21 protein-coding genes are annotated in these 25,171 nt (G+C 69.8%); 1 reads left to right on the top strand and 20 read right to left on the bottom strand.

Annotated elements, in window-relative coordinates; translation table 11 throughout:
* Positions 1 to 27: 27 nt before the first annotated feature.
* From GVL05_RS02710 to GVL05_RS02635, 17 genes are all read right to left on the bottom strand, one after another.
* Positions 28 to 5,829 carry an Ig-like domain-containing protein gene (locus GVL05_RS02710; RefSeq protein ID WP_159571114.1) on the bottom strand — a complete coding sequence of 1,934 codons (5,802 nt, stop codon included), beginning with the start codon at positions 5,827 to 5,829 and terminating at the stop codon, positions 28 to 30.
* Positions 5,826 to 7,238, bottom strand: coding sequence for a serine/threonine-protein kinase (locus tag GVL05_RS02705; RefSeq protein ID WP_159571111.1), 1,413 nt, complete (start codon positions 7,236 to 7,238; stop codon positions 5,826 to 5,828). Before GVL05_RS02705 ends, GVL05_RS02710 begins: the two co-directional genes overlap by 4 nt.
* Before the next feature lie 140 nt (positions 7,239 to 7,378).
* Complete coding sequence (locus GVL05_RS02700) at positions 7,379 to 8,200, bottom strand: PP2C family serine/threonine-protein phosphatase (RefSeq protein ID WP_123294286.1); 822 nt, start codon at positions 8,198 to 8,200, stop codon at positions 7,379 to 7,381.
* A gap of 3 nt (positions 8,201 to 8,203) precedes the next feature.
* A complete protein-coding gene (locus GVL05_RS20080) occupies positions 8,204 to 8,929 on the bottom strand; it encodes an FHA domain-containing protein (protein ID WP_235035813.1) in 726 nt (241 codons plus the stop codon).
* A 52-nt stretch (positions 8,930 to 8,981) separates the two neighbouring features.
* Complete coding sequence (locus GVL05_RS20075; RefSeq protein WP_228505237.1) at positions 8,982 to 9,560, bottom strand: hypothetical protein; 579 nt, start codon at positions 9,558 to 9,560, stop codon at positions 8,982 to 8,984.
* A gap of 104 nt (positions 9,561 to 9,664) precedes the next feature.
* Positions 9,665 to 10,426, bottom strand: a complete 762-nt coding sequence (locus GVL05_RS02690; protein WP_159571259.1) for a YaaA family protein — start codon at positions 10,424 to 10,426, stop codon at positions 9,665 to 9,667.
* A 5-nt stretch (positions 10,427 to 10,431) separates the two neighbouring features.
* Positions 10,432 to 10,695 (bottom strand): F0F1 ATP synthase subunit epsilon, encoded by a 264-nt coding sequence (locus tag GVL05_RS02685; RefSeq protein WP_027465776.1) that lies wholly within the window; start codon positions 10,693 to 10,695, stop codon positions 10,432 to 10,434.
* Position 10,696: 1 nt separating this feature from the next.
* Positions 10,697 to 12,151, bottom strand: coding sequence for a F0F1 ATP synthase subunit beta (gene atpD / locus GVL05_RS02680; RefSeq protein WP_065959250.1), 1,455 nt, complete (start codon positions 12,149 to 12,151; stop codon positions 10,697 to 10,699).
* Between the two features lie 47 nt (positions 12,152 to 12,198).
* Positions 12,199 to 13,101 (bottom strand): F0F1 ATP synthase subunit gamma, encoded by a 903-nt coding sequence (locus tag GVL05_RS02675; protein WP_123339744.1) that lies wholly within the window; start codon positions 13,099 to 13,101, stop codon positions 12,199 to 12,201.
* Positions 13,102 to 14,730 (bottom strand): F0F1 ATP synthase subunit alpha, encoded by a 1,629-nt coding sequence (gene atpA, locus GVL05_RS02670; protein WP_123294282.1) that lies wholly within the window; start codon positions 14,728 to 14,730, stop codon positions 13,102 to 13,104. It abuts the gene before it with no gap.
* A 107-nt stretch (positions 14,731 to 14,837) separates the two neighbouring features.
* Entirely contained in the window at positions 14,838 to 15,632 is a 795-nt protein-coding gene (locus GVL05_RS02665) for a F0F1 ATP synthase subunit delta (protein WP_123937769.1), read from the bottom strand.
* Positions 15,633 to 15,634: 2 nt separating this feature from the next.
* Positions 15,635 to 16,189, bottom strand: a complete 555-nt coding sequence (locus tag GVL05_RS02660; protein WP_123937768.1) for a F0F1 ATP synthase subunit B — start codon at positions 16,187 to 16,189, stop codon at positions 15,635 to 15,637.
* Between the two features lie 9 nt (positions 16,190 to 16,198).
* Entirely contained in the window at positions 16,199 to 16,435 is a 237-nt protein-coding gene (gene atpE, locus GVL05_RS02655) for an ATP synthase F0 subunit C (protein ID WP_027465781.1), read from the bottom strand.
* Between the two features lie 61 nt (positions 16,436 to 16,496).
* Positions 16,497 to 17,309 carry a F0F1 ATP synthase subunit A gene (gene atpB, locus GVL05_RS02650; RefSeq protein ID WP_111084153.1) on the bottom strand — a complete coding sequence of 271 codons (813 nt, stop codon included), beginning with the start codon at positions 17,307 to 17,309 and terminating at the stop codon, positions 16,497 to 16,499.
* Between the two features lie 155 nt (positions 17,310 to 17,464).
* Positions 17,465 to 17,956 carry a hypothetical protein gene (locus tag GVL05_RS02645; protein WP_123294279.1) on the bottom strand — a complete coding sequence of 164 codons (492 nt, stop codon included), beginning with the start codon at positions 17,954 to 17,956 and terminating at the stop codon, positions 17,465 to 17,467.
* On the bottom strand, positions 17,953 to 19,179 hold the full coding sequence (locus GVL05_RS02640) for an MraY family glycosyltransferase (protein ID WP_111083866.1): 1,227 nt from the start codon (positions 19,177 to 19,179) through the stop codon (positions 17,953 to 17,955). The genes GVL05_RS02645 and GVL05_RS02640 overlap by 4 nt, the downstream gene beginning before the upstream one ends.
* A complete protein-coding gene (locus GVL05_RS02635; RefSeq protein WP_123294277.1) occupies positions 19,176 to 19,850 on the bottom strand; it encodes an L-threonylcarbamoyladenylate synthase in 675 nt (224 codons plus the stop codon). The genes GVL05_RS02640 and GVL05_RS02635 overlap by 4 nt, the downstream gene beginning before the upstream one ends.
* Positions 19,851 to 19,887: 37 nt before the next feature.
* On the opposite strand from GVL05_RS02635, the gene GVL05_RS02630 reads away from it, so the two are divergent.
* Positions 19,888 to 20,538 (top strand): HAD family phosphatase, encoded by a 651-nt coding sequence (locus tag GVL05_RS02630; RefSeq protein ID WP_159571108.1) that lies wholly within the window; start codon positions 19,888 to 19,890, stop codon positions 20,536 to 20,538.
* 170 nt (positions 20,539 to 20,708) lie between these two features.
* Here GVL05_RS02630 and prmC read toward each other — a convergent pair whose 3' ends face one another.
* The 3 genes from prmC to rho form a co-directional block, all read right to left on the bottom strand.
* The gene (prmC, locus tag GVL05_RS02625) at positions 20,709 to 21,545 is read right to left on the bottom strand and encodes a peptide chain release factor N(5)-glutamine methyltransferase (protein ID WP_194672626.1); all 837 of its coding nucleotides are present in this window, start codon (positions 21,543 to 21,545) and stop codon (positions 20,709 to 20,711) included.
* A 64-nt stretch (positions 21,546 to 21,609) separates the two neighbouring features.
* Positions 21,610 to 22,692: a peptide chain release factor 1 gene (gene prfA / locus GVL05_RS02620; protein ID WP_123294274.1), complete on the bottom strand. Its 1,083-nt coding sequence runs from the start codon at positions 22,690 to 22,692 to the stop codon at positions 21,610 to 21,612.
* Between the two features lie 3 nt (positions 22,693 to 22,695).
* Positions 22,696 to 24,993, bottom strand: a complete 2,298-nt coding sequence (gene rho, locus GVL05_RS02615) for a transcription termination factor Rho (RefSeq protein WP_159571105.1) — start codon at positions 24,991 to 24,993, stop codon at positions 22,696 to 22,698.
* Between the last annotated feature and the right edge of the window lie 178 nt (positions 24,994 to 25,171).

The raw sequence follows: 25,171 nt of genomic DNA, 5'->3' as shown, positions 1-25,171 counted from the left end.
CGGGGTGGTCCTCGTCCTTCTGGATGGTCAGTTGCCGGCGGCGGGGGTGATGATGAACGTGTCCGGGCTCGGGTCGGGCGTGCCGTTGACGGTTGCGGTGACACGGATCGCATCGAACCCGACCGGCACGTTGTCGCTCAGCGCGTACTTCCCCGCACCGTCGGGCTTGTCCTCGGTGCAGTTGTAGCTTCCCAGAAGCCCGTCGGTGCAGTACTCCACCTTGTACGTGGGGATCAGAGCCGCGTTGTTGCTGTTGTCGGGTGGGTTCACGACCGGCGCCTGGCCGACCACGGCGCTCACCACCGAGGCGCGGGTGGTGTACGCGGTGCCCTTCGACTCGCTGCTCGATGCGCAGTAGTCACCATCGGTCGCACACGCGGTGAAGACCACCCTCGACTCGATCCCGTTCCCGGCGCCGGCACCGAGCGAAGCGCTGCCGTTGAACCGAACCCGGGGACCGTCGTTCACCGAGTAGTACAGGTAACGGGTCGTCCCGCTCGCAGCGATGTCGACGACGTGGTTCTGTGGGTTCCGGACGTCGGTTCCGATGCTGACGCTGCCGGTGGGCGCGTCCGGCGTCTGGTAGCCCTCGACGCCGGCGGGCTGGGAGGGCGCGCAGAACAGGCCGTTGTCGGCGTACGCGACGTAGCGGTACTGGCTCGTGATCGTGTCGCTGGCGCTGCTGCTCGACCAGGTCCTCTCCGCGCCGTCGGTCGAACACCCGGCCGGGATCGGAGTGTTGGCGGCGTACTTCGCGATCGTCCATCCCGGTGCTCCACCGGCCCAGTTCGACTCGGTCGCGTTCAACGCGACAGCAGTGGTCGAGCCCTGGCGGTTCCCCGTCGCGCTCAGGGAGGGGGTTCCGGGTCGACCGATTGCCGAGCCCGTCGCCGACGCCGAGTTCCACTGCACCACCGTGCCGTTGCGATCAGCGCTGTTCCGAGCCGACACGGTCACCGTGTACTGCGCCGCGCTCTGGGCACCGGCGAACGAGGTGTTCGTCGCAGTGCCGGTGTTGCGGGTGTCGGACAGCCCCGGACCCTCGATGGTCACGACGTAGTTGTCGACCGAGCTGCCCCGGTTCGGAGTGGCGACGGCGTTCCACTTCACGTCGAGCTGGTTCGGCGTCGACCCGTTCGGCGTGACGGTGATGCCCTTCGGCGGCGCCGGCACGAAGTCTGCACTGATCGGAGCGGAGCTGCCCGACGGCTTCGAGTCGCCGATCGCGTTGGTGGCGATGACCTGGAACCGGTAGGACGCCTTCGGGTCGAGCCCGGTCAGCGTGCAGACGGTCGCGGTGCCGCAGTTCTTCGAGACACCGTTCGTGCCCGTCACGCGGTACCCGGTGATCGGCGAGTTGTTCCCCTGCGGCGTCGACCAGGTCAGCGTGGCCTGACCGCCGTCGTACGAGCCGGTGCGGGTCGGCGTGCCCGGGGCGTCGGGGACGTCCTGCACGGAGACGGTCACGTCGCCCCACACGTACCGGTCCGGGTCGTTCGTGGCGTCCGCGACCTGGTACTGCAGGTGGGCGTCGACGGGCTTCGCGGTGTCGGAGACCCGGACCTGCAGGCGGGAGCGATCGGCGCTCGGCGTCACCGAGACACCGCTCGGCAGGCCGCCGGAGAGCCCGCGGATGTTCACGACGCGCAGCCTCTCACCGGGGAACGGATTGGTCGGCTGGTCGTTCGTCAGCACGTCGATGGTCGTGGTCGCACCACGCTTGGTGATCGACCTGTCGGCGCCGGGTTGCACGAGCGGTCGGGTGGACGCCACCACGCCGACGGTCACGGTGCCGGCACGTCCGGCGTTGGCGTCGTCCTGCACGCCGATGCCGATCGACGCCGTCGTGTTCTTCTTCGCGGTGTCCGGCACGGCGATGGTCAGCTGCTGGCCCGAGATCGTCGCGGTGGCACCGCTGGTCGGCTTGCTCACCACGGAGTACCGCAACTCCGGCAGGTCCTTCGGGTACGGGTAGTCGGTGAGCTTGGTCAGGTCGACGGTGCGGGTCTCGCCCGGCTGCATCTCGACCGCCGATCCGGTGAACGCCGGCGGCTGATTCGACCGCGGCGTCACGGTGACCGGGAGCACGAGGGTCGCGACCCGGCCCTCCCCGCCGTTGGCCGCGGAACCGTCGGTGACCTCGAACGAGATGGACGCGTTGCCGTAGTAGAGCTTCGACGAGGTGAACTGCAGCGTCGACGAGTCCACGACCAGGCTCTGGCCGTTCGCGTGCGTCGCCTTCACCGTCCCGCGGTCCGTGATCTTCGCCGTCTGACCGTTCGCGGTCACGACGTAGTCCTCGAGCGGGATCCGGACCGTCGCCTCGCTCTTCACGGTGACGGCACCGGCCGAGCGGTTGATCTGCGGCAGGGCGTCGTCGAACCCGGGGACGTTGATGAAGCCGTAGGACACGATGTCGGGGTGGTCGACCCGCGCGACCGAGAACGGGATGACCTGGGACTCGTCGGTGAGCCGGACCGTGATCCGTCCGTCGTCGGTGAGCCGTGCGGTGTCGCCGTAGCCGTCGACGATCCCGACCTGCAGGTCGGCAGCGGTGCCCTCGGCGAAGAAGACGTTCTCGAGCACGTCGACGGTCACGCTCTCGCGCCGCAGGATGTCCTGCAGGTCGAGGGTGGTGTCGTCGACCTCGGGGCGGAGGGGCTGCGCGTCCGGGTCGACCGTGACGGTGAGGAACGCGGTGCTCGATCCCCCGCTCGCGTTCGCGACGGTGTAGAGCACGGCGTAGTCGCCCGACTTCGCGGTCTTCGGGGGTGTGACCCGGATCTGCTGCTTCCGCAGGATCTTCGCCGACACGTCGTCGGCGGTGGGCTCGGCCGCCGACACGGTGAGCTGGCCACCCTCGGGGTCGGAGTCGTTCTGCAGCACCCGGACGGTCACCGACCCGCCGGGGCGGATCGTCACGTGGTCGGCCTCGGCGACGGGGTTCGACGCCTGTTCGGCCCGGGGCGCGATGCCCACGCGGACGGTACCGGTGGCACGCGCCCCCAGGGCGTCGACCACGGTGTAGGTGAACTCGTCGGTGCCGGCCGAGTAGTCGCCCGCCTCATAGGTCAGGGCGTCGGACGCGACGTCGGTGACGGAGCCCTTGTCCGGGTTCGAGCCGACGCCGACGAGCTGCACGGAGTCACCGTCCGGGTCGATCCCGTTCAGCGGCACCGAGATCCGCACCGACGAACCGGCCACGACGCGGGCGGTGACGGTCTGCGGCACCGGCGGGTTGTTCGTCGCGGCGTCCCGCTCGCGCACCGAGATCGAGACGGCGGCGTCGGCGTACTGGCCGTCCGGACCCGCGACCCGGTAGACGGCGGTGTAGTTGCCGGGGGTCTTCGGCGCGAGGTAGCGCAGGTGGTCACCCGAGGCGAACAGCAGACCGCCGTCGCCGGGCACGTTCTGCACGAGCTCGGGCTCAAGGGTCAGGGGTTCACCCTCGGGCTGGGTGTCGTTGTCGAGCACGTCGATGTTCGCGACGTCGCCGACCCGGACGGTCGCACTGTCGGGCTGGGCGACGGGCGGCTGGATCCGGTCGGGCTTGGGGATCTCGACGACGGTGATCGTGCCGGTAGACGACGCGAGGCCGTTCGTCTCGGTGTAGCCGAACGACACCGGCCCGTCGAGCGGTGCGGTCAGCGTGACGCGCACGGTGTGCTGGTCGAGGATGCTCGCCTGGACGCCGCTGCCCCGCTCGGGTCCGTCGAGGGCGGTGACGAGCAGCACCCCGCCCGCGGGGTCGATGTCGGTCGCGGTGACGTCGGTGTCCTTGCTCGAGAGCGTGTTGACGAAGACCGTCTTCGGGGTCGTGATGGGCGCGGTCGAGGCGTCCGGTGGTGCGAGGATCGTGACGCGCACGATGCCGCTCGACGTCTTCACACCGTCGGTGACGGTGTACTCGAGTTGGTGGTCGCCGGCACTCGCACCCTGCACCCGGAAGGTACCGGCGTCGTAGCTCGGGGTGACCGTCAGCCCGGCCGACGACGACACGCTCGTGAGGGTCACGGTGCCGTTGCCGCCCCGGACGTGGTCGAGCGGTTCGACCGTGAGCGCCTTGCCTGCGTAGCCCTGCACCGGGAACGGGTCGGCACGCAGCGGCACACTCCCCTGCTTCGCCACGCGCACGGTCACCGAGCCGCGGCCGTCGGCGCGTCCGTCGCTCACGACGAGCTGCACGGCACGGTCGCCCGTCCGGCCGCTGTCCGCGCGGAAGTCGAGCAGGCCGTCCGGGGTGGTCGACACCCGGTCGCCGTCCGAGGCGGTCGCGGACTTCAGGTACACCGGGTCGCCGTCCGGGTCGACCCAGTCGCCGAGCACGCTGCTGACGACGTGTCCGTTCTGCACCACGTCCGTCGAGGTGTCACGCACCTGCCGTGGGGCCTCGTTCTGCGATTCCGGCCGCACCGTGACACGGACGGTCCCGGTGTCCGACCCGCCATTGCCGTCGGTGATCGTGTACGGGAAGGTCACGGTGCCGGTCGCGCGCGACGACAGCGTCACCTGCAGCCGCTGGCCGTCGGCGACGATGGCGACCCGGCCGGTGGACTCCGAGATGGACCCGACCTCGCTCACGATGATCGGGTCACCGTTCGGGTCGTAGTCGTTGAGCAGGACCGGGAGGCTCGTGGTGCGTCCCGGACGAGCGCCCAGGTCGTCGTCCACCGCCACCGGCGGCTTCTGGTCCTTGTCGACCTCGGGATCGTCGTCGGAGACCTGCTCCTGCTGCTGCTCGTCGTCCTGCTTGATGAGGTCGGCCCAGTTGTCGATGAGCTGGCCACTGCGGTCGATCGCCCACGAACGACCGCTCAAGGGGTCGTTGGCGACGACGGTCTGCCCGTTGTGCAGGATCTGCATCGTGCTGGTCCCACCGGTGCTCGCGAGCCGCTGGAGCGCGTTGCCGTCACAGGTGTCGATCGCCTGACCCCCGGCCCACGCCGCGTAGGTGCAGGACACGTCGACGTAGGGGCGCGCCGCGCGTCCGGACACCTGGAGCGCGGTGGCGTCGACGGACCCCGAGGCGCTGACCCGGACGAGTCCAGCGGTGCCCGCGACGGTGACGTCCGACGAGGTGTCGGAAGACCGTTGGAGCGCGGGTGCCGCCCCGACCCGGTCCCCCAGCTCCACGGTGCGACCGTCGACCGACAGGGCGCCGCTGGTGCGGTCGAGCACGGCCAGGTGGCCGTCGAAGGTCGCGACCTGGAAGTCGTCGGTGCGGTCCATGTCGACCCTCCACCGTTGGTCGACGGACAACGTCGACCCGACGTCGACGAGCGATGCCGTGCCGGTCTTCGCCGAGTACACCGCGACGTGTCCGTCCGAGGCGTCGAAGACGGTGTCCGCCCCGAGCGTCAGGTCGGCCTTGGTCGAGGCGTCGAACTCGGCGAGGTCGGCCGCGGGCGTCGCCCACAGCTCGCCGGTGTCCTGGTTGCCGATCACCGCGGTGTCTCCCGCGAAGAAGACCTGCGGTGTCCCCGCGGGCAGGGTCACGGCATCGCCGACGGTGGCGTCGGCGACGTCGACCTTGGCCACGGTCCCCTTGGTCTGGTCGACGCTGTAGACCATGGACCCGCGCTGCAGCACGGACAGGTCGTCGCTCGCGGTCTCGACGGCGGTGTTCAGCTGGAGGACCCCGGTGTTGGCCCGACCGACCGCTCCGTACTCGGCGGAGGGCACCCACACCGTGCCGTCCCCGAGGTCGACGCGCTGCGTGTGGTACCCCGTCGAGACGATCGCGGTCGTCGCGACGACCGCAGCGACCAGGACGGAGACCCCGGTGGTGACGGCGGCGGATCGGTGCCTCGCGACGAGCGCGCGGATCACCCGGCGCTCCCGACGGTCGCGCACTTCTGCGCGCTCGCTGCACCGGTCTTGCCGTCGCGGTTGACCGCGACCGAGATGCACTCCTCGTCGCCGCGCTGCCCGGAGACGACGAACGTGGTGCCGGTCTGCTGACTGGATGCGCCGTTCGACGAGATGACGTAGGTGTCGCCGCTCTGCAGACCCGGGTCCGCCCACGAGAACGACACCGCCTGCGCCGAGGGCTGTGCGCGGACGTCCGCCACCACGGGGATCGCCCCGGCGCCGAGCCGCCCGACGACGACCACGGTCGCGATGGCGAGGGCGGCGACCACGACGACGGCGAGGGACGTCGCCCAGACGAGCGTCGACCGGGTGCGTCGACGCGCACGGGTGACCGATCCGGTGCGGTGGACGGTGCCGACGCTCTGCGAACCACCGGCGACGACGCCGCCCTGGACCGCGCGACGGGTGCGGCGGCGGGCGCCGACCCGCGACGGCGGCTGGAGCTCACGGATCATGGTCCGGTCGCCCTCCGGGGTCGGGGTCGCGATGGCCCACGCCTCGACCGCGACGTCGGCCGCGGTCTGCGGGATCCCGAGCTCGGCCTCGACCTGCTGGAACCCGCGCACGAGTTCGAGCACGGTCGTCGGGCGCGACGGCACCTTGCGGGACAGCGCAGTGGCGAGCAGGCGCTCGAGCGACGGTGGGACGTCGGTGCGACCGGTGGGTTTGACGCCGCCCTTGTCGATCCGGCTCATCAGGTCGCTCGCACCGTTCTTGCCGCCCCGGACCTCGAACGGGCTGCGGCCGGCGAGCAGGGAGTAGACGGTGGCGGCGAGGGAGTACACCTCGGACTGGATCGTGCCGCGGGATTCGTCGATCAGGACCTCGGGTGCCGACCACGGGATCGACATGCCGATGGGCTCGTCCGGGTCGGTCCCGCCGATGGTCGCCGCGATGCCGAAGTCGGACAGCACGGGGTTGCCGTACGCCGTGAGCAGGATGTTCGACGGCTTGATGTCACGGTGGAGCACGCCTTCGCGGTGCGCGGTCTCGAGGGCGGAGCCGATCCGGACACCGATCGAGAGCACCTCGGACACCGGGATCGGCTCGCGCCGGTACCGCTCGCTGAGCGACGAGGAGCACAGCTCCATCACGAGGTACGGACGTCCGTCGGCCGCGACGCTCGCCTGGAACACCGTGAGGATCGACGGGTGGGTGCTGAGCCGCGCCATCAGGTTGGCCTCGGCCTGGAACATCTGCCGGACGCGGTCGTCGACGACCTCATCGAGCAGCACCTTCACCGCGACCTGACGACGCGGCATGTCCTGTTCGTACAGGAAGACGTCGGCGAAGCCGCCGGAACCGAGGACGTGCACGGGGCTGAAGCCGCCGATCACGGGCGGGTTAGACGGCAGGCGACGCGCCATCGCTATCTCCTCCCCGGCCGAGCGGCCAACTCTCTCGTCGTGGCACAGTCATTGTACGAAGCGCCGGTGACCGTCGATCCGCGCGCCGACCACCTGTGGACGGGCGCACTCCCCCAGTTCGGGGGGTCCTGTGCCGGCGGTCAGTGCCGCGGCAGGGTGTCCTCGAGGTCGCCGTCGTCCGGGGCGGCGTCGACCTGGAGCACCACGACGGTGACGTTGTCGCGGCCCCCCGCGACGACCGCGTCACCGACGAGGCGTTCGGCGAGTCCCTGCGCACCGGCTTCTCGCGCCGCGATGCGCGCGATGCCGGCGTCGCCGAGCTCCTTCGTCAGGCCGTCGGAGCAGACGATGTACCGGTCGCCCGCGCGGAGCGGCAGGGTCCACCAGTCGGGCGCCGGCGGTTCGCCGAACCCGACCGCGCGGGTGATGACGTTGCTGTCCGGGTGCTGTTCGGCGTCCTCGGCCCGCAGCAACCCGGCGTCGACCATCTCCTGCACCACGGAGTGGTCCACGGTGACGCGGCGCAGCACGCCGTCCTCGATCCGGTAGGTCCGGGAGTCGCCGACGTTGAAGACGAGGGCCGCCGGCTGCCCGAGTGACGCGACCAGCGCGATGCCGGTGACGGTCGTGCCCGCTCCGATCGCGTTGCCGCCGGCTGCGCGCTCGATGTCGGCCGTGGCGAGCAGCAGCGCCCGCTGGATGCCCTGCCGCGTGGTGAAGGGTTCCTGCGTCACCTGCTCGAGTCGACGCACGACGGCGTCGCTCGCGCGGTCGCCGGCGAGGTGTCCGCCCATGCCGTCGGCGACGACGAAGAACGGTGCCCCGACGATGTAGCTGTCCTCGTTGTGGTCACGGCGACGACCGACGTCGGTCGCGGCTCCCCACGAGAGCGTCAGGGTGGCGCCGTCGGCACCGGGGACGTCGATGGCGTGCGCAGTCGCTGCTCGGCCGAGTTCGGTCACGTTTCAGGATCGCTCTCTGGGGGTTCGGGGCGTGCCGTGTGCTGTCTGGTCGGTGGGCCACGGGGGAACCGGTGGGAACCCGTCCGCCGTCGGTGCGACCCGGAGGTACGGCGAGAGGACCTCGATGGCGTTGCCGTCACCGACCTCGACTACCGTACCCGTCAGCGCGACGATCGACGCACCTGATGCCATGCGGTACACCGGCGCGCCGGCCGGTCGGACGACGGTGCCGTTCGTGGACCGCAGGTCCTGCACCACCACGGCTTCGCCCTCGGCGTGGATGCGGACGTGCGAGGACGACACCTGCCCGTTGGCGGAGCGCACCGTCACGAGTTCCGGTTCGGGGCCGCTGGTGATCCGCGGCAGCGACGGACGCCGCCCGATGACGACCGGGTGGTCCAGACGGAAGGTGCGGTCGCCGATGCGGATCGACGGCACACGCGCCGCGGGCGCGGCAGGGACGGACGGGAGGCCCGTGGCGGCTCCGGCGGGCACGCGCGGTCCGGCGGCGCTCCGGACACGGGCGCGGACGACCGTGTCCTCCGGGTCGGCTCCGTCGTCGGCAGGGTCGCCGACCGGCTCGGATGGTTCCGTGCGCGGGCGGATGACGGTGTCGCCGAGCACGTCGTCGAAGCGATCGCCGCCGTCCGACCCGCGGGGTCGACGGATGACGGTGTCCTCGATGTCGTCGTCGCGCAACCGGAGCCCTTCGGGTGTGGTGTCCTCCACCGTAGACGATCCGGTCGACCCGTCACACCGCGCCGTCGGCGGTCGGCGCCGGTCACGATCGGTGCCGGTCACGACGGGGCCCGGCCCACGTCGGCGCGCTGCCGGCCAGGACCGACCGCAGGACCAGCCCGGCGAGCGGGTCGTCGGCCCGGGTCTCGAGGGCGTAGCGCGCCCGCGTCTCGGCGCGGGCCGACGACCCGAGCGCCCACGCGCACCAGGCCCCGAGTGCGAGCGCACCGGCGGCTCCGGCCGTGCTGTCCGCCTGACCGCCCTCGGCGCGCCAGACCCGCCAGGCCTCGGCACACCGGTCGCCAGCCGTGCGCAGCCGAGCACGGTCCGGTTCCGGTCCGAGGCCGTGCAACGCCGGCGGGGTGGGATCGCCGAACGGGTCGAACCCCCGGATGGCGCGCGGATCCGGCTGGTCTCGGGCGGCGAGGAACGGGATGAGCGCCATGCGGGTCGACAGCGCACCGCAGGCGGTGACGATCGCGATCGCGCCGACGCGGGAGCCAGCGCCGACGCCGGACGTGACCAGCGCTGCGGCCGCTGCTGGGAGGGTGACCGCCGCCGCGATCTCGCGAGGAAACCGGACTGCGGTGTGGTCAGGGGTGTGTGCCGTCAAGGGGATCATGCACGCCATCGAAGCGTGATCCGGGCCTCCAGTCAGGCACGAACCGACCACCTGTGGACAGCAACGCCCCGGCCCGCCCTGTGGAGGACGGACCGGGGCGATGGTCAGACGGTGACGGGTTCCAGGCTCTCGGCGACCAGGTCCCAGCCGGACTCGCTGCGTTCGACCACGACGCCGTTCGCGGCGGCCCAGTCGACCAGGTCGTCCATGGTCGCGACGACCGCTCCGGTGCGCGCGAGCAGCGCGACCAGTCGGCCCTTCGCCGTCTTGTTCCAGTGGTTCAACGCCCGCCGGCGACCGGAACCGTCGATGCTCACGATGCGCGGGGCGACCGCGTCCAGGACGGGACCGAGCTGCCGGTAGCCCTCGGACCGGAGGTCGAGGACCAGGCCGTCTGCCCGATCGGCCAAGACCCTGGACGAGGTCGCCGGCCAGTGCGACGCCAGCCGGATCGTCCCGAGCCGGGAGTCGTGCGACAGACGGTACGCCGGGATCGGGTCGCCAGCACCGATCGGTCCGAACATGGCCGACTGCACGACCACGTGGTCGTGCCACCACGCCCGCGTCGACGCGTCGGCGGTCTGCGCGCCCAGGGGGTCGTAGAGCACCCCTGTGTAGCGCTCGATCGCCGGCATCGTGCCCGACGTGTCGAGCTCGAGGTTGCGGAACCGTTCGGCGATCGACTTCGGGCCGAGCTTCAGAGCCGTCCTGGCCGAGGACTCCTCGGAACTGACAGAGCGGGCCGCGGTGATCACCGCGGCCCGCTCTTCGGCCAGTTCCGGGAACGAGAGTGCACGCAGATCGAGCGTGCGGCTCGTGTCCCCGCCCTCCCGCTTCGTCTCCGAAGGCGGGAGGAGGACGGTCAGTCCGGTCAGGACGCCAGCGCGGCCTGCCGCGCGACGATCGTCACCGTGTCGTGCTCCACCGACAGGAAGCCGTCTTCGGCGTCGACCGCGACGGTCGATCCATCGGCCCGCGTGATGCGGACCTGACCCTGCGCGAGGATCGCGAGCATCGGCTCGTGTCCTGCGAGGATGCCGATCTGGCCCTCCGTCGTGCGTGCGACGACCATGGTGGTGTCGCCCGACCAGACCTCACGGTCGGCCGAGACGACGCTCACGCTGAGACCCGCCATGTCAGCGGTTCTCCTTCTGGATCTGTGCCCACTTCTCTTCCACGTCGTTGATGCCACCGACGTTGAAGAACGCCTGCGTCGCAACGTGGTCGAACTCGCCGTCGGCGATGGCGCGGAAGGACTCGATGGTGTCCTTGAGCGGCACCGTGGAGCCCTCGACGCCCGTGAACTTCTTCGCCATGTACGTGTTCTGCGAGAGGAACTGCTGGATACGACGAGCGCGCTCGACCGTGATCTTGTCCTCTTCGGAGAGCTCGTCGACACCGAGGATGGCGATGATCTCCTGCAGTTCCTTGTTCTTCTGGAGGATCTGCTTGACGCGCGTGGCCGTCTCGTAGTGGTCAGCGCCCAGGTACCGCGGGTCCATGATCCGCGACGTCGAGGTCAGCGGGTCGATCGCGGGGTACAGACCCTGCGACGCGATCTCACGCGAGAGCTCGGTGGTCGCGTCGAGGTGCGCGAACGTGGTGGCCGGAGCCGGGTCGGTGTAGTCGTCAGCCGGCACGTAGATCGCCTGCAGCGAGGTGATCGAGTGACCACGCGTCGAGGTGATGCGCTCCTGGAGCACACCCATCTCGTCGGCGAGGTTGGGCTGGTAGCCCACGGCGGACGGCATGCGACCGAGCAGCGTCGAGACCTCGGAGCCGGCCTGCGTGAAGCGGAAGATGTTGTCGATGAAGAGGAGCACGTCCTGCTTCTGGACATCGCGGAAGTACTCCGCCATCGTCAGCGCCGACAGGGCCACGCGGAGACGCGTTCCCGGCGGCTCGTCCATCTGGCCGAACACGAGGGCCGTCTTGTCGAAGACCCCCGCCTCTTCCATCTCACCGATGAGGTCGTTGCCCTCACGGGTGCGCTCACCGACACCGGCGAACACCGACACACCGCCGTGGTCCTGCGCAACGCGCTGGATCATCTCCTGGATGAGGACCGTCTTGCCGACGCCCGCACCACCGAAGAGGCCGATCTTGCCACCCTGCACGTACGGGGTGAGGAGGTCGATGGACTTGATGCCGGTCTCGAACATCGAGGTCTTCGACTCGAGCTGGTCGAAGGCCGGGGCCTTGCGGTGGATCGGCCAGCGCTCGGTGATCTCGAGCTTCTCGTCCGTGTTGAGCACGTTCCCGAGGACGTCGAAGACCTTGCCCTTGGTGACGTCGCCGACGGGGACCGAGATCGGAGCGCCCGAGTCACGGACCTCCTGGCCACGGACCAGGCCGTCGGTCGGCTTCAGGGAGATGGCACGGACCAGGTCGTCGCCCAGGTGCTGGGCGACCTCGAGGCCGATCTCCTGCGACGAGTCACCGATGGTGATGGTCGTGAACAGGAGGTTGTACATCTCCGGGATTGCGTCGTGGGGGAACTCGATGTCGACGACGGGACCCGTGACACGGGCGATCCGGCCGACACCGGGCGCCGACGACGTCTCGACCGCGGTGGTTGCGGTGTCGGTCATGGCTGGTGCCTTCCTGAGGGTGGGTATCTGTCCGCGAACGACGCGGACTACTTCTTCTTCGACGAGAGGGCGTCGGCGCCGCCGACGATCTCGGAGATCTGCTGCGTGATCTCCGCCTGACGCGCGTTGTTCGCGAGTCGGGTGAAGTCACGGATCAGCGAGTCCGCGTTGTCGCTGGCCGCCTTCATCGCCTTCTGACGGGCGGCGTGCTCGGAAGCAGCCGACTGCAGCATGGCGTTGAAGATGCGGCTCTCGATGTAGACCGGGAGCAGCGAGTCGAGCACCGCATCGGCGTCCGGCTCGAACTCGTAGAGCGGCAGGGGCTCGTTGCCCTCGGGCTCCTCGACCCCTTCGACGACCTCGAGGGGCAGCAGGCGAACGACCTGCGGCTCCTGCGTCGCCATGCTGAGGAACCGGTTGAACACGATGTGGATCTCGTCCACGCCGCCCTCTGCGGTGTCCTGGAGGAACTTCGCCACGACGGCGTCGCCGATCTCCTTGGCCGTCGAGAACTCGGGCTGGTCGGTGTTGCCGACCCACTGCTGCTCGGACGCGCGCTCACGGAACGCGAAGTACCCGACGGACTTGCGGCCGACCAGGTAGTAGACGACGTCCTTGCCCTCGCTGCGGAGCAGGGAGGCGAGCTCCTCGCCCTGCTTGAGGACGTTCGTGCTGAACGCGCCGTTCAGGCCGCGGTCCGAGGTGAAGAGCACCACGGCCGCACGGGTCGAGGACTCCGGCTCGGTGGTCAGCACGTGGTCGACGTTCGAGAACGTCGCCACGGCCGACACCGCACGCGTCACGGCTCGCGAGTACGGGCCGGACGCAGCCATGCGGGCCTGCGCCTTCTGGATCCGCGACGCCGAGATCAGTTCCATCGCGCGAGTGACCTTCTTCGTGGTCTTCGCGGACTTGATTCGCTGTCGGTAGACCCGGACCTGCGCTGCCATCTAGCGACGACCCTTGACGATCTGCTCCTGGTCGACGTCCTCGGCGTCTGCCGCGTCGAACTGCTCGGAGCCGAGGGTCTTGCCGTCGCTCGTCTGGAAGCTCTTCGAGAACTCGTCGATCTGCTTCGACATCTCGGCGACGGTCTCGTCGCTGAGCTGGTTCGTCTCGCGCAGGGTCGTGAGCACCTCGGAGTTGCGACGCAGGTGGTCGAGCAGTTCGGACTCGAAGCGCAGCACGTCCGGCACCGGGACGGTGTCGAGCTTGCCGTTGGTGCCGGCCCAGATCGAGACGACCTGCTCCTCGACCGGGTACGGCGAGTACTGCGGCTGCTTGAGGAGCTCGGTCAGACGGGCACCACGGTCCAGCTGACGACGCGACGCCTGGTCGAGGTCGGACGCGAACATCGCGAACGCCTCGAGGGAGCGGTACTGCGCCAGCTCGAGCTTCAGCGTGCCGGAGACCTTCTTGATCGACTTCACCTGGGCGTCACCACCGACGCGGGACACCGAGATGCCCACGTCGACGGCCGGACGCTGGTTCGCGTTGAAGAGGTCCGACTGCAGGAAGATCTGGCCGTCGGTGATGGAGATGACGTTGGTCGGGATGTACGCCGAGACGTCGTTCGCCTTGGTCTCGATGATCGGGAGACCCGTCATCGAACCGGCGCCGAGCTCGTCGGACAGCTTCGCGCAACGCTCCAGCAGACGGGAGTGCAGGTAGAAGACGTCACCCGGGTACGCCTCGCGCCCCGGCGGACGACGCAGGAGGAGCGACACGGCGCGGTAGGCCTCGGCCTGCTTCGACAGGTCGTCGAAGATGATGAGGACGTGCTTGCCGGAGTACATCCAGTGCTGGCCGATGGCCGAGCCGGTGTACGGGGCGAGGTACTTGAAGCCGGCCGGGTCGGACGCGGGGGCGGCGACGATGGTGGTGTACTCCATCGCGCCGGCGTCCTCGAGCGCACCCTTGACGGAGGCGATCGTGGAACCCTTCTGACCGATGGCGACGTAGATGCAGCGGACCTGCTTGTCCTCGTCGCCGGACTCCCAGTTGGCCTTCTGGTTGATGATCGTGTCGATCGCGATGGCCGTCTTGCCGGTCTGGCGGTCGCCGATGATCAGCTGACGCTGACCACGGCCGACGGGGATCATCGCGTCGATGGCCTTGATGCCGGTCTGCAGCGGCTGGTGGACCGACTTGCGGGCCATGACGCCGGGAGCCTGGAGCTCGAGGGCGCGACGGCCCTCGGCAGCGATCTCGCCGAGACCGTCGATCGGGGCGCCGAGCGGGTCGACGACGCGACCGAGGAAGGCGTCGCCGACCGGGGCGGAGAGGACCTCACCCGTGCGGGTGACCTCCATGCCCTCTTCGATGCCGGCGAACTCGCCGAGCACGATGGCGCCGATCGAGTCTTCATCGAGGTTCTGCGCGAGGCCGAGCGTGCCGTCCGCGAAGCGGATGAGCTCGTTGGCCATGACGCCGGGGAGGCCCTCGACGTGCGCGATGCCGTCGCCGGCGTCGGTGACGTGCCCGACCTCGGCCGTGGAGGCCTTCGTCGGCTCGTAGTTCGAGACGAAGTCCTTCAGGGCATCACGGATCTCATCGGGGCTGATGGTGATGTCTGCCATGGGATTTTCCTTGTGGTTTTCCGGGGCCCTTCGGCTCCGAGAGGGTGACGCTGCCGGACTCGGCAGTTCCCGTTGTGGACTTGGGAGGAGCGGCTTCGACCGTACGCCTAGCCGGCGAGCTGGAGCCGGAGCTCCGAGAGCCGCGTGGACACGGTGCCGTCGATGACGTCGCCGCCGATCTGCACCCGGACCCCGCCGACGACCGTGGGGTCGACGACCTGGTTGATGCTGATGTCCTTGCCGTAGCGCTCGGCCAGCCCGCGTGCAACGCGTGCCGACTGGGCGGTCGTGAGTGCCGTGGCGGTGACCACGGTCGCGACGAGCTTGCCGTCCTGTTCGGCCACGATGCGCGAGGCATCGCGGACGAGTTCACCGATGCGGCGGCCGCGAGGCTGCTGCACGAGCGCGGAGACGATCGTCACGGTCTGCTGCGACGCCTTGGGGCCGAGGAGCCGCTCGACGAGCGCGCCCTTCTGCGCCGGGCTGCCGAGCTTCGTGCCGAGTGCCAGCTCGAGGCCGGCGTCCGAACGGACAGCGGTCTCGAAGGCGAACAGCTCGGACTCGATCGGCGAGTCGGTACCCGCGGTGGCGGCGACGGCGCGGATGCCCGCGTCCTCGATGCCGGCGAGCAGGTCCTGGTGCGAGGACCAGCGCGAGCCGGCCACCGCGGTCAGGACCGCACGAGTCGCGTGCGACTGACCGGCGAAGACGCGGTCGATGAGGACCTTCTTGCCGGCCGGGTCGGCCGTCGGGTCGGACAGCAGCCCGAGCAGCTGCGGCGCACCGGCGATCGCACGCCCGGAGGCGAGGATCTCGGCACCCACGGCCAGGTCGGCGCTCGAACCGAGGTCCGAGAGCACCGCCCTGGTGGACGCGAGTGCTTCTCTGGTAGCGCTGCGCATGCTCAGTGCTCCCCCGTCTTCGTGGCCTGCGAGGCCTCGAGGTCGGCGAGGAAGCGGTCGACGACTGCCGACGACTTGGCGTCGTCCTTGAGCGATTCGCCGATCACACCGGACGCGAGGTCGAGGGCAAGGGTGCCCACCTCGGACCGGAGGGACTGGACGGCGCTCTGACGCTCGGCTTCGATCTGCGCCTGGGCGTTGGCCGTGATGCGTGCTGCATCGGCCGCTGCCTGCTCGCGGACCTCGTTGCCGATCGCCGTTGCGTCGGCGCGGGCCTGCTCACGGATGCGGGACGCCTCGGAGCGGGCGTCGGCGAGCTGCTTGTTGTACTCGTCGAGCGCAGCAGCGGCCTGCTCCTGAGCAGCCTCTGCCTTCTTGATGCCACCCTCGATGGCCTCAGTGCGCTCATCGAGCATCTTCGTGATGCGCGGCGTGACGACACGCCACATCACCACGAGGATGATGAGGAAGGCCACCGCGGACCACACGATGTCGTACAGCGGCGGAATGAGGGGGTTGTGCGTCTCCTCCGCCGCGATGATGAGTGCGTTGTGCATCGAGGAACCTTAGTTCGTGAAGATGAAGTACGTGGCGATGCCGATGAAGGCCAGGGCCTCGGTGAAGGCGATACCGATGTACATGAGGGTCGTCAGGCGGCCCTGGAGCTCGGGCTGGCGGGCGACGGACTCGATCGTCTTGCCGACGACGATGCCGACACCGATGGCCGGGCCGATCGCAGCGAGGCCGTAGCCAACCGTCGCGATGTTGCCGTTGATCTCCGCGAGAACGGTCGTTGCGTCCACGTGTTTTCCTTTCGAGGTGCGGGTCCGACGGTTGCCGGTCCCGTAGGGGGTCAGTGAGGAATCAGTGCTCGTCAGCCAGCGCCAGCTGGATGTAGACGGCGGTGAGGAGCATGAAGACGTAGGCCTGCAGCAGCGCGACGAGGATCTCGAAGAAGCTGAACGCGATGCCGAACGCGAGGGTCCCGACGCCGAAGGCCTTGAAGCCGAGCGAAGCGTCGAAGAAGAAGAACTGCGTGGCCGAGAAGAACAGGACGAGCAGCAGGTGCCCGACGACCATGTTCATCAGGAGTCGCAGGGTGAGCGTCACCGGACGGAGCACGAAGGTCGAGACGAGCTCGATCGGCGTCACGATGATGTAGAGGAACCACGGCACCCCGGGCGGGAAGAGCGAGTTCCGGAGGAACGTGCCCGGGTGCTTGCGGAGGCCGGCGTAGATGAACGCGACGTAGGCGACGATCGCGAGGATCATCGGCATCGCGATGCGACTGGTGCCGGCGAGGTTCATGCCCGGGATCAGACCGGTCAGGTTCATGAACAGCACGCCGAAGAAGATCGTCGCCAGGAGCGGCAGGAATCGCTTGCCGTCCTTCTCTCCGAGGTTGTCGAAGGTGTTGCGACGAACGACGTCGAACGCGTACTCGATGAACGCCTGACCGCGGTTCGGGACGAGCTTCAGCGCGCGGGTTCCCACGAAGGCGAACACCAGGAGCACGGCGACGGCGAAGAAGCGGATGAGGACGACCCGATCGATCTCGAACGGCGTCCCTGCGAAGAAGATCGCATCCGGGAAGAACTCGTTGATCGACGGACCATGGAACTCGGCGGCCTTGCTGCTCCCCGCCGCAACGGTGTCAACCGCAGCAGAGAGGGACAGGGGAAGAGCGTGGGATAGCAGCGCTGTCTCCTGTGTCGGCGCGCGCACATCATGGCACGCGATGGTGGACGTTGTGGAGGCTTGCCCGCTCCGAGCGAAAGGCTCCGGTGGCGGACTCCGAGAAGCCTATCAGGTGCGAGAGGCTTCCCGGCTTCTCAGTTGCGGGGGGTCGGGTTCTCAGCGTCCGCGGAGCCACCGGACCCGTCCCCGGGCAGCTGCACGCCGATCGGGATGCGGGCCTTCGCCACCGCGACGACGTCGATGACCAGGGACCCGACGACCCCCGCGATGATCACGATCGCGAGCACCGGGAAGTCCACCCAGGTACGGTCCTTCAGCGCCACCAGCAGCACGATGAACACGATGAACTTGAGCAGCCAGGTGCCCATCACGATGCCGAAGAAGGCCCCGGAGATCATCTGCCCCTTGGACACGCGCAGCGCGACGAGGACACTGACCGCGGTGAGGCCGAGGAACACCACGCTGAGCACGGCTCCGAGCAGGCCGCCGACGAGCCCGGGAGTGTCGGCGACGAGCAGCCCCACGACTCCCCCGACGATCGCCAGGGCGACCGCGAGCACGGCGCCCCACGTGATGATGCGGCGGAACACCGGCCGGACGTGGTCGAGCGCGTTCGGTGCGGTCACGTGATGTCTCCTGGGATCGTGCGGTCGTTGGCGGCCCGGTCGAGCGGGTCGAGGCTGGCGTCCACCACGGCGGCGGAACGGTTGGCGGTCTGGGCGGCGATCTCGGTGCGCTTCCGGCCGAGCGGCGCGAACGTGGCGACGGCGCACACGGTGAAGCCGACCGCGACGAAGGCGACCACCCAGTACCAGTCCACGAACAGGAACAGCAGGCACCCGACCGCGACGGTGGCGGTCCACGCGTAGAAGATCAGGACGGCGTGGAAGTGCGAGTGCCCCATGTCGAGCAGACGGTGGTGCAGGTGCTTGCGGTCGGCCGAGAACGGTGACTTGCCGGCGCTGAGCCGACGGGTGACCGCCAGGCCGAAGTCCAGGATCGGCACGATCAGGATCGCGAAGGGCAGCAGGATCGGGATGAACGCCGGCAGCAGCGCCTGGCGTGTCTGCACCGCTGCGGGATCGATGTTGCCCGTGACCGACACGGCGCTGGTGGCCATCAGGAAGCCGACGAGCAGCGCTCCGGCGTCGCCCATGAACAGCTTCGCCGGGTGCCAGTTCAGGATGAGGAACCCGAAGCAGGAGCCGACGAGCACCGCGGTCAGCAGTGACGGCAGGTTGAAGAAGAACTCGGTCTGCACGACCACGCGGTTGATGAAGAACGTGTAGAGGAAGAACACCCCGCCGGCGATGATCGCGACCCCGGCGACCAGGCCGTCGAGTCCGTCGATGAAGTTCACCGCGTTCATCACGAGCACCACCGCCAGCACCGTGAAGATCAGGCTCATGTACGACGAGCCCACGCCCAGGGTGTTGCCGATCGGCAGCGACACGATCGCGACGCCCTGCCAGGCGAGGATGCCCGCGGCGATGATCTGCCCGGCGAGCTTCGTCATCCAGTCGAGGTCCCAGATGTCGTCCGCGACGCCCAGCACCACGATGATCGTCGCGCCCCCGAGCACCGCCAGCACGCGGCCCGGTTCGGAGAACACCAGCCGGAAGTAGTCGGTCCCCGCGATCGACGGGAACAGGAACCACGCCGCCAACAGCGACACGATGACGCCGATGTACATCGCGATCCCGCCGAGGCGCGGAGTCGGCGTGCGGTGCACGTCTCGCTCGCGCACCTGGGGGTACCACTTGTACTTGAGACCGAGCTTCCACACCAGCACGCTGACCAGGAAGCTCACGACCGCGGCGATCGCCCCCGCCAGCAGGTAGTACTTCATCCGACGAGGTCGGCTCCGACGACCCGGATGATCTCGTCGTCGGAGATCACCCCGTGCCGGACGATGCGGAGTTTCCCGCCGTCCGACAGCCCCGTCGCGTCGACGATCGTCGACCCGGTGGAGGCTTCGAAGCCCTCGTGCTCCCCGATCGCGCCGCCGTCCAGGTACACGGCGACGCTGTCGCCGAGCATCCGCTCAGCGGCGTCGACGTCCATCGCGGCCGGGTCGCCGGTCGAGTTCGCGGACGAGACCGCGAGCGGACCGACCTCTTGCAGGAGCTCGAGCGCGATCCGCGAGTCCGGCATCCGCAGGGCGACCGTGCCCCGCGTCTCGCCGAGGTCCCAGTCGAGCGACGGCTGCGCGCGCAGGATCACGGTGAGGCCGCCGGGCCAGAACTCGGCGACGAGGTCGCGCACCTGCTGCGGCACGTCGCTCGCGAGCGCGTCGAGCGTCGGCGGGCCGGGGATCAACACCGGCGGCGGCGACTGCCGCGTCCGGCCCTTCGCGTCGAGCAGCCGCTGGACGGCGGCCGCGTTGAAGGCGTCCGCGGCGAGGCCGTAGACGGTGTCGGTGGGGACGACGACGAGGTCTCCGCGCCCGAGGGCGGCACGTGCGAGCCGCATCCCGGTCAGGAGCCCGTCGGAGTCGGTGCAGTCGTATCGGGATGCCATGACTCGACGATGATAGTGCGACACAATGGAGGACATCGTGAACGAGACCCCTGCGCCCCACCTCCTGTTTCTCTTCGACATGGACGACGTCCTCGTCCGGTACGACTGGCAGGTGCGGATGGCCGCACTCTCCGAGTTCACCGGACACGAGTTCGAGGAGCTCCGACGCCGCTGGTGGGACTGCGGCCACGAGATGCGTGCCGAGGCCGGTGGCTTCGCCGACGGCGACGAGTACCTCGCCGCGTTCGAGCGGGCGATGGAGTGCGACGTCCCCGAGGCCGAGTGGGCGCGCATCCGCGGGTCCGCGATGACCGAGCTGCCGGAGCGCATCGAGGCCGTCCGGATCGCGAGCGAGCACGGGCGTGTCGGCCTGCTCACCAACAACGGGCCGCTCGCGGGTCGGTGGATCCACCAGTGGGCACCGTCACTGCCGGGGCTGTTCGGCGAGCACCTGGACACGTCGAGCAACTTCGGCGCCCGCAAGCCCGAGCCCGAGGTCTTTCTCCGCGCGATGGAGCACCACGGCGTGCCCGCCGAACGCACGTTCTTCGCCGACGACATGCCGGAGAACATCGCGGGTGCCCGGAGCGTCGGCATCCACTCGGTCCTGGTCGAGCGCGACACCGACCTGCGCGAGCACGTCCGCGCCTTCGTCGCGCAGCAGCGCGAGGCCTCCCCCGTCGCCTGATCCTTCCCATCACGTTCGCGATGGCAACAAGCAACGGGCGTACCTGGTCGTTCTGAACGGCCAGGTACGCCCGTTTCCGCTCGGTACGGCAACGCACGGCACGGCAGACAGCCCAGCACGGCAGACAGCTCGGCACGGCATACCCACCGGGAGGCCCGGGGTGCGTCCGCCTACCGGGTCGCGGTGGTCGTGCGGTCGCGACCCGTCAGGTCGACGTGCGTCTCCGGGGTCCGGAACCCCCGTCGCGCCAGGACCTCGCGGACGCCGGCGCCCTGCGGCTCGGCGTGCTCGATGACGAGCACCCCGCCGGGCACGAGCAACCGCCACGCCGTCTCGGCCAGGGCGCGCACGGCGTCGAGGCCGTCCGGTCCGCCGTACAGCGCCATCGCGGGATCGTGGTCGCGGACCTCGGGGTCGATCGGGATCGCGTCGTCCGGCACGTACGGCGGGTTCGACACCACGACGGACACGGTGCCGTCGAGTTCGGGCAGCGCGTCGGCGAGGTCGCCCTCGACGAGTCGCACCGTGCCGCCGTGGGCGTCGGTGTTCCGGCGAGTCCAGGGCAGGGCCTCGGGCGACCGTTCGACGGCGTACACGACGGCGTTCGGCACCTCGGTGTCCATGGCGATGGCGATCGCACCGCTGCCGGAGCCGAGGTCGACCGCGATCGGCGCCGGCACCGCGACGGCTCGGAGCGCGTCGATGCCGAACTGCACGACGCCCTCGGTCTCGGGACGGGGCACGAACACGCCGGGTCCGACCGCCAGGGTCAGCGCTCGGAAGTACGCCTGCCCGGTGATGTGCTGCAGCGGCTCGCGGGTGCTCCGTCGGGCGATCGCGTGCCGGAAGCGCTCGACGTGCTCCGGGGCGATCGCGCCGCCGGTCATCGCGCGAGCCTGCACGGCACCGCGCGAGGTGTCGGTCGCCCACGCGAGCAGCAGCTCGGCGTCGACCTGGGGCGTCGGGACGCCGGACGCGACGAGCGCCGCGGCCGCCTGCTCGAGCAGGCGATCCGCGGCGTACGTGAGGGGCGTGTCGGCGGTGATCCGGGCCTCCAGGCTGGGTGTGCGGTTACGCGTCCTGGTCGCCGATGGCGGCCAGACGTGCCTCTTCGTCCGCCTGGATGGCGGACTGGACGACGGGCTCGAGCGCACCGTTCATGACGCGGTCCAGGTCGTACGCCTTGTAGCCGGTGCGGTGGTCCGCGATCCGGTTCTCCGGGAAGTTGTACGTCCGGATGCGCTCCGAACGGTCCATCCCACGGATCTGCGACTTGCGCGCATCCGAGGCGATCGCGTCGAGCTCCTCCTGCTGCCGCGCGAGGATGCGTGCACGGAGCACGCGCATGCCGGCCTCACGGTTCTGGAGCTGCGACTTCTCGTTCTGCATCGCCACCGTGATGCCCGTGGGCAGGTGGGTGATGCGGACCGCGGAGTCCGTCGTGTTGACGGACTGCCCGCCGGGACCGGAGGACCGGTACACGTCGATCTTCAGGTCGTTCTGGTTGATCGCGACCTCTTCGGGCTCGTCGACCTCGGGGAACACCAGCACGCCGGTCGTCGAGGTGTGGATGCGCCCCTGCGACTCGGTCTGCGGCACACGCTGCACACGGTGCACGCCGCCCTCGTACTTCAGGTGCGCCCAGACACCCTGCGACGGGTCGGTCGTGTTCGACTTGATCGCGACCTGGACGTCCTTGTAGCCACCCAGGTCGGACTCGGTGCGCTCGAGGAGCTCGACCTTCCAGCCCTTGGTCTCGGCGTAGTGCGAGTACATGCGCAGGAGGTCGGCCGCGAACAGCGCCGATTCCTCGCCGCCCTCGCCACCCTTGATCTCCATGATCACGTCGCGCCCGTCGTCGGGGTCGCGCGGGATGAGCAGCCGGCGGAGACGCTCCTGGCGCTCCGCCAACTGCTCCTCGAGCTCGGGGACCTCGTCCGCGAACGCCGAGTCCTCACGCGCGAGCTCCTGGGCGGCGGCGAGGTCGTCCCCCGCCGCCTGCCAGGACTCGTACGCGGACTTGATCTGGTTGAGCTCGGCGTAGCGCCGGTTCACCTTCTTCGCCCGGGCCGCATCGGCGTGGAGCGCGGGGTCCGACAGCTGCTGCGTCAGGTCCTCGTGTTCCGCCAGCAGCCCTGCCACCGACTCGAACACGCGTTACTCCTGGTGACCGTTGTGGTGAGCGCCGCCGGTCGTCGGGACCGACTTCTGCACCTGCACCAGGAACTCGACGTTCGACTGCGTCTCCTTGAGGTTCCGCAGCACGATCTCGAGGGCCTGCTGCGGGTCGAGCCCGGCGAGGGCTCGGCGCAGACGCCAGGTGATCTTGACCTCGTCGGCGGAGAGCAGCTGCTCCTCGCGACGGGTACCGGAGGCGTTGACGTCGACGGCCGGGAAGATCCGCTTGTCCGCCAGGTGACGGTTCAGGCGGAGCTCCATGTTGCCGGTGCCCTTGAACTCCTCGAAGATGACCTCGTCCATCTTGGAACCGGTCTCGACGAGCGCGGTGGCGAGGATGGTCAGCGAGCCGCCGTCCTCGATGTTGCGCGCCGCACCGAAGAAGCGCTTCGGCGGGTAGAGCGCCGCCGAGTCGACGCCACCGGAGAGCACGCGGCCCGACGCCGGGGTCGACAGGTTGTAGGCACGGCCCAGACGGGTGATCGAGTCGAGCAGCAGCACGACGTCGTGGCCCAGCTCCACCAGGCGCTTCGCACGCTCGATGGCGAGCTCGGCGACCGTGGTGTGGTCCTCGGCCGGACGGTCGAAGGTCGAGGCGATGACCTCACCCTTCACCGTGCGCTGCATGTCGGTGACCTCTTCGGGCCGCTCGTCGACGAGGACGACCATGAGGTGCGCCTCGGGGTTGTTCTTCGCGACGGCGTTCGCGATGGCCTGCAGCACCACGGTCTTGCCGGCCTTGGGCGGCGAGACGATGAGGCCGCGCTGGCCCTTGCCGATCGGCGACACGAGGTCGATGATGCGGGTGCTCAGCTTGCCCGGCTCCGTCTCGAGACGCAGGCGCTCGTTCGGGTACAGCGGGGTGAGGTCCGAGAAGTCGACACGGGCCGCTGCTTCTTCGGCGGTCTGGCCGTTGACCGAGTCGACGGTCACGAGCGCGTTGTACTTCTGACGGCTTTGCTGCTCGTTGTCACGGGGCTGCTTGATCGAACCGACGACGGCGTCGCCCTTGCGCAGGTGGTACTTCTTCACCTGGCCGAGGGAGACGTAGACGTCGTTCGGTCCGGGCAGGTAGCCGGTGGTGCGGACGAACGCGTAGTTGTCGAGGACGTCGAGGATGCCCGCGATCGGGATCAGGACGTCGTCCTCGGTGACCTCGGGCTCGAAGTCGTCGTTCTGGCCGCCACGGCCGCGCTTGCGGTCACGCTGGCGACGGCTGCGGCCACCCTCGGTGTCGTCGGCGTTCTGCTGGACCTGCTGGCCCTGCTTCTGCTGACCGTTCTGCTTCTGCTGGTTCGCCGCCTGCTGCTTCTGCTCGGCGCGGTCGTCCTGCTTCGCGTCGCGCTGCTTGGCGTCGCTCTGCTTCGGGTCGGCCTGCTTGGCGTCGGCCTGCTTCTGCTGGTCGCCGCCGTTCTGCTTCTGCTGGCCGCCCTGCTGGTGCTGCTGGCCGTCCTGCTGCTCGCCGTTCTGCTCGCCGTTCTCGGCGTTCTGCCCACGGCCACGACCGCGACCACGGCTGCGACGGCCGCGACGCGAACCACCCTCACCGTTCTGGTCGTTCTGGTCGTGCTGCTCGCCGGAGTCGGCGGCACCGGACTGGTCCTGCGACTCGCCGTCGGTGCTCTGCTGCTCGGTCCGCGCCTGCTGCTCGGTCCGCGCCTGCTGGTCGGTGCGGGCCTGCTGGTCGGTCTGGGCGGGTGCCGAGGTCGGCGTCTGCTGGTCGGCCGACTCGTTCGGCTGCTGGGCCTGCTGGTCGGCACCGCGCTGGCCGCGGCCGCGACGCTGCCCACCGGTCTGCGTCTGGGCGGCTTCCTGGGCGTCCTTCTCGGCACGCACCTGGTCGAGGCCCGCGAGCAGGTCCTCGGTACCGGTGTGGCCGGCGTTGGTGTGCTCGGCGGCCGAGGTCGGGCCGGCGTTCACGGTGCCACCGGAGGACGCACGGCGCGAACGGCGGGCACGCGACGGCGCGGCCGGCTCGGACTCGACGGCGGGTGCCTCGGGGTCGGCGACCGGAGCGGTCGGTGCCTCGGCGGCGGGCTCCGGCAGCGTCGGCTGCTCGGTCACCGGCGCCGCGGCGGGGGTCGTGGCGGGCGCTGCCGCGGCGGGGACGTCGTCCGTGACGGGGCGCTTGTCCTCGATGGAGGCGATGAGGTCGCCCTTGCGGAGCTTCGAGAGCCCGGTGATGCCGAGCGAGGAGGCGATGCGCTGGAGTTCCGGCAGGCGGAGGGCGCGCAGGTCGCTGGGGATCTCCACCGGGGTGGAGTTGTTGTCGGTCAAGGTCGGTGTTTCCTTTCGAACCGCAGAACGCGGAGAGTTTCCACCGTCCCGGATGCACGGGTATGCATCGACCGCCGTTCAGACGACGGACCGGGATTCGGTGATCAGAAAGAGATGCACACCCGCGCGCCGGACCCTGCGACGTCGCAGGCGCTGTCCTTGAGGACGGGCATACCGT

The organism is Curtobacterium sp. 18060 (assembly GCF_902706105.1).
In the GTDB taxonomy this organism is placed as follows: Bacteria; Actinomycetota; Actinomycetes; order Actinomycetales; family Microbacteriaceae; genus Curtobacterium.
This window is presented reverse-complemented; position numbering and strand designations above follow the sequence as displayed.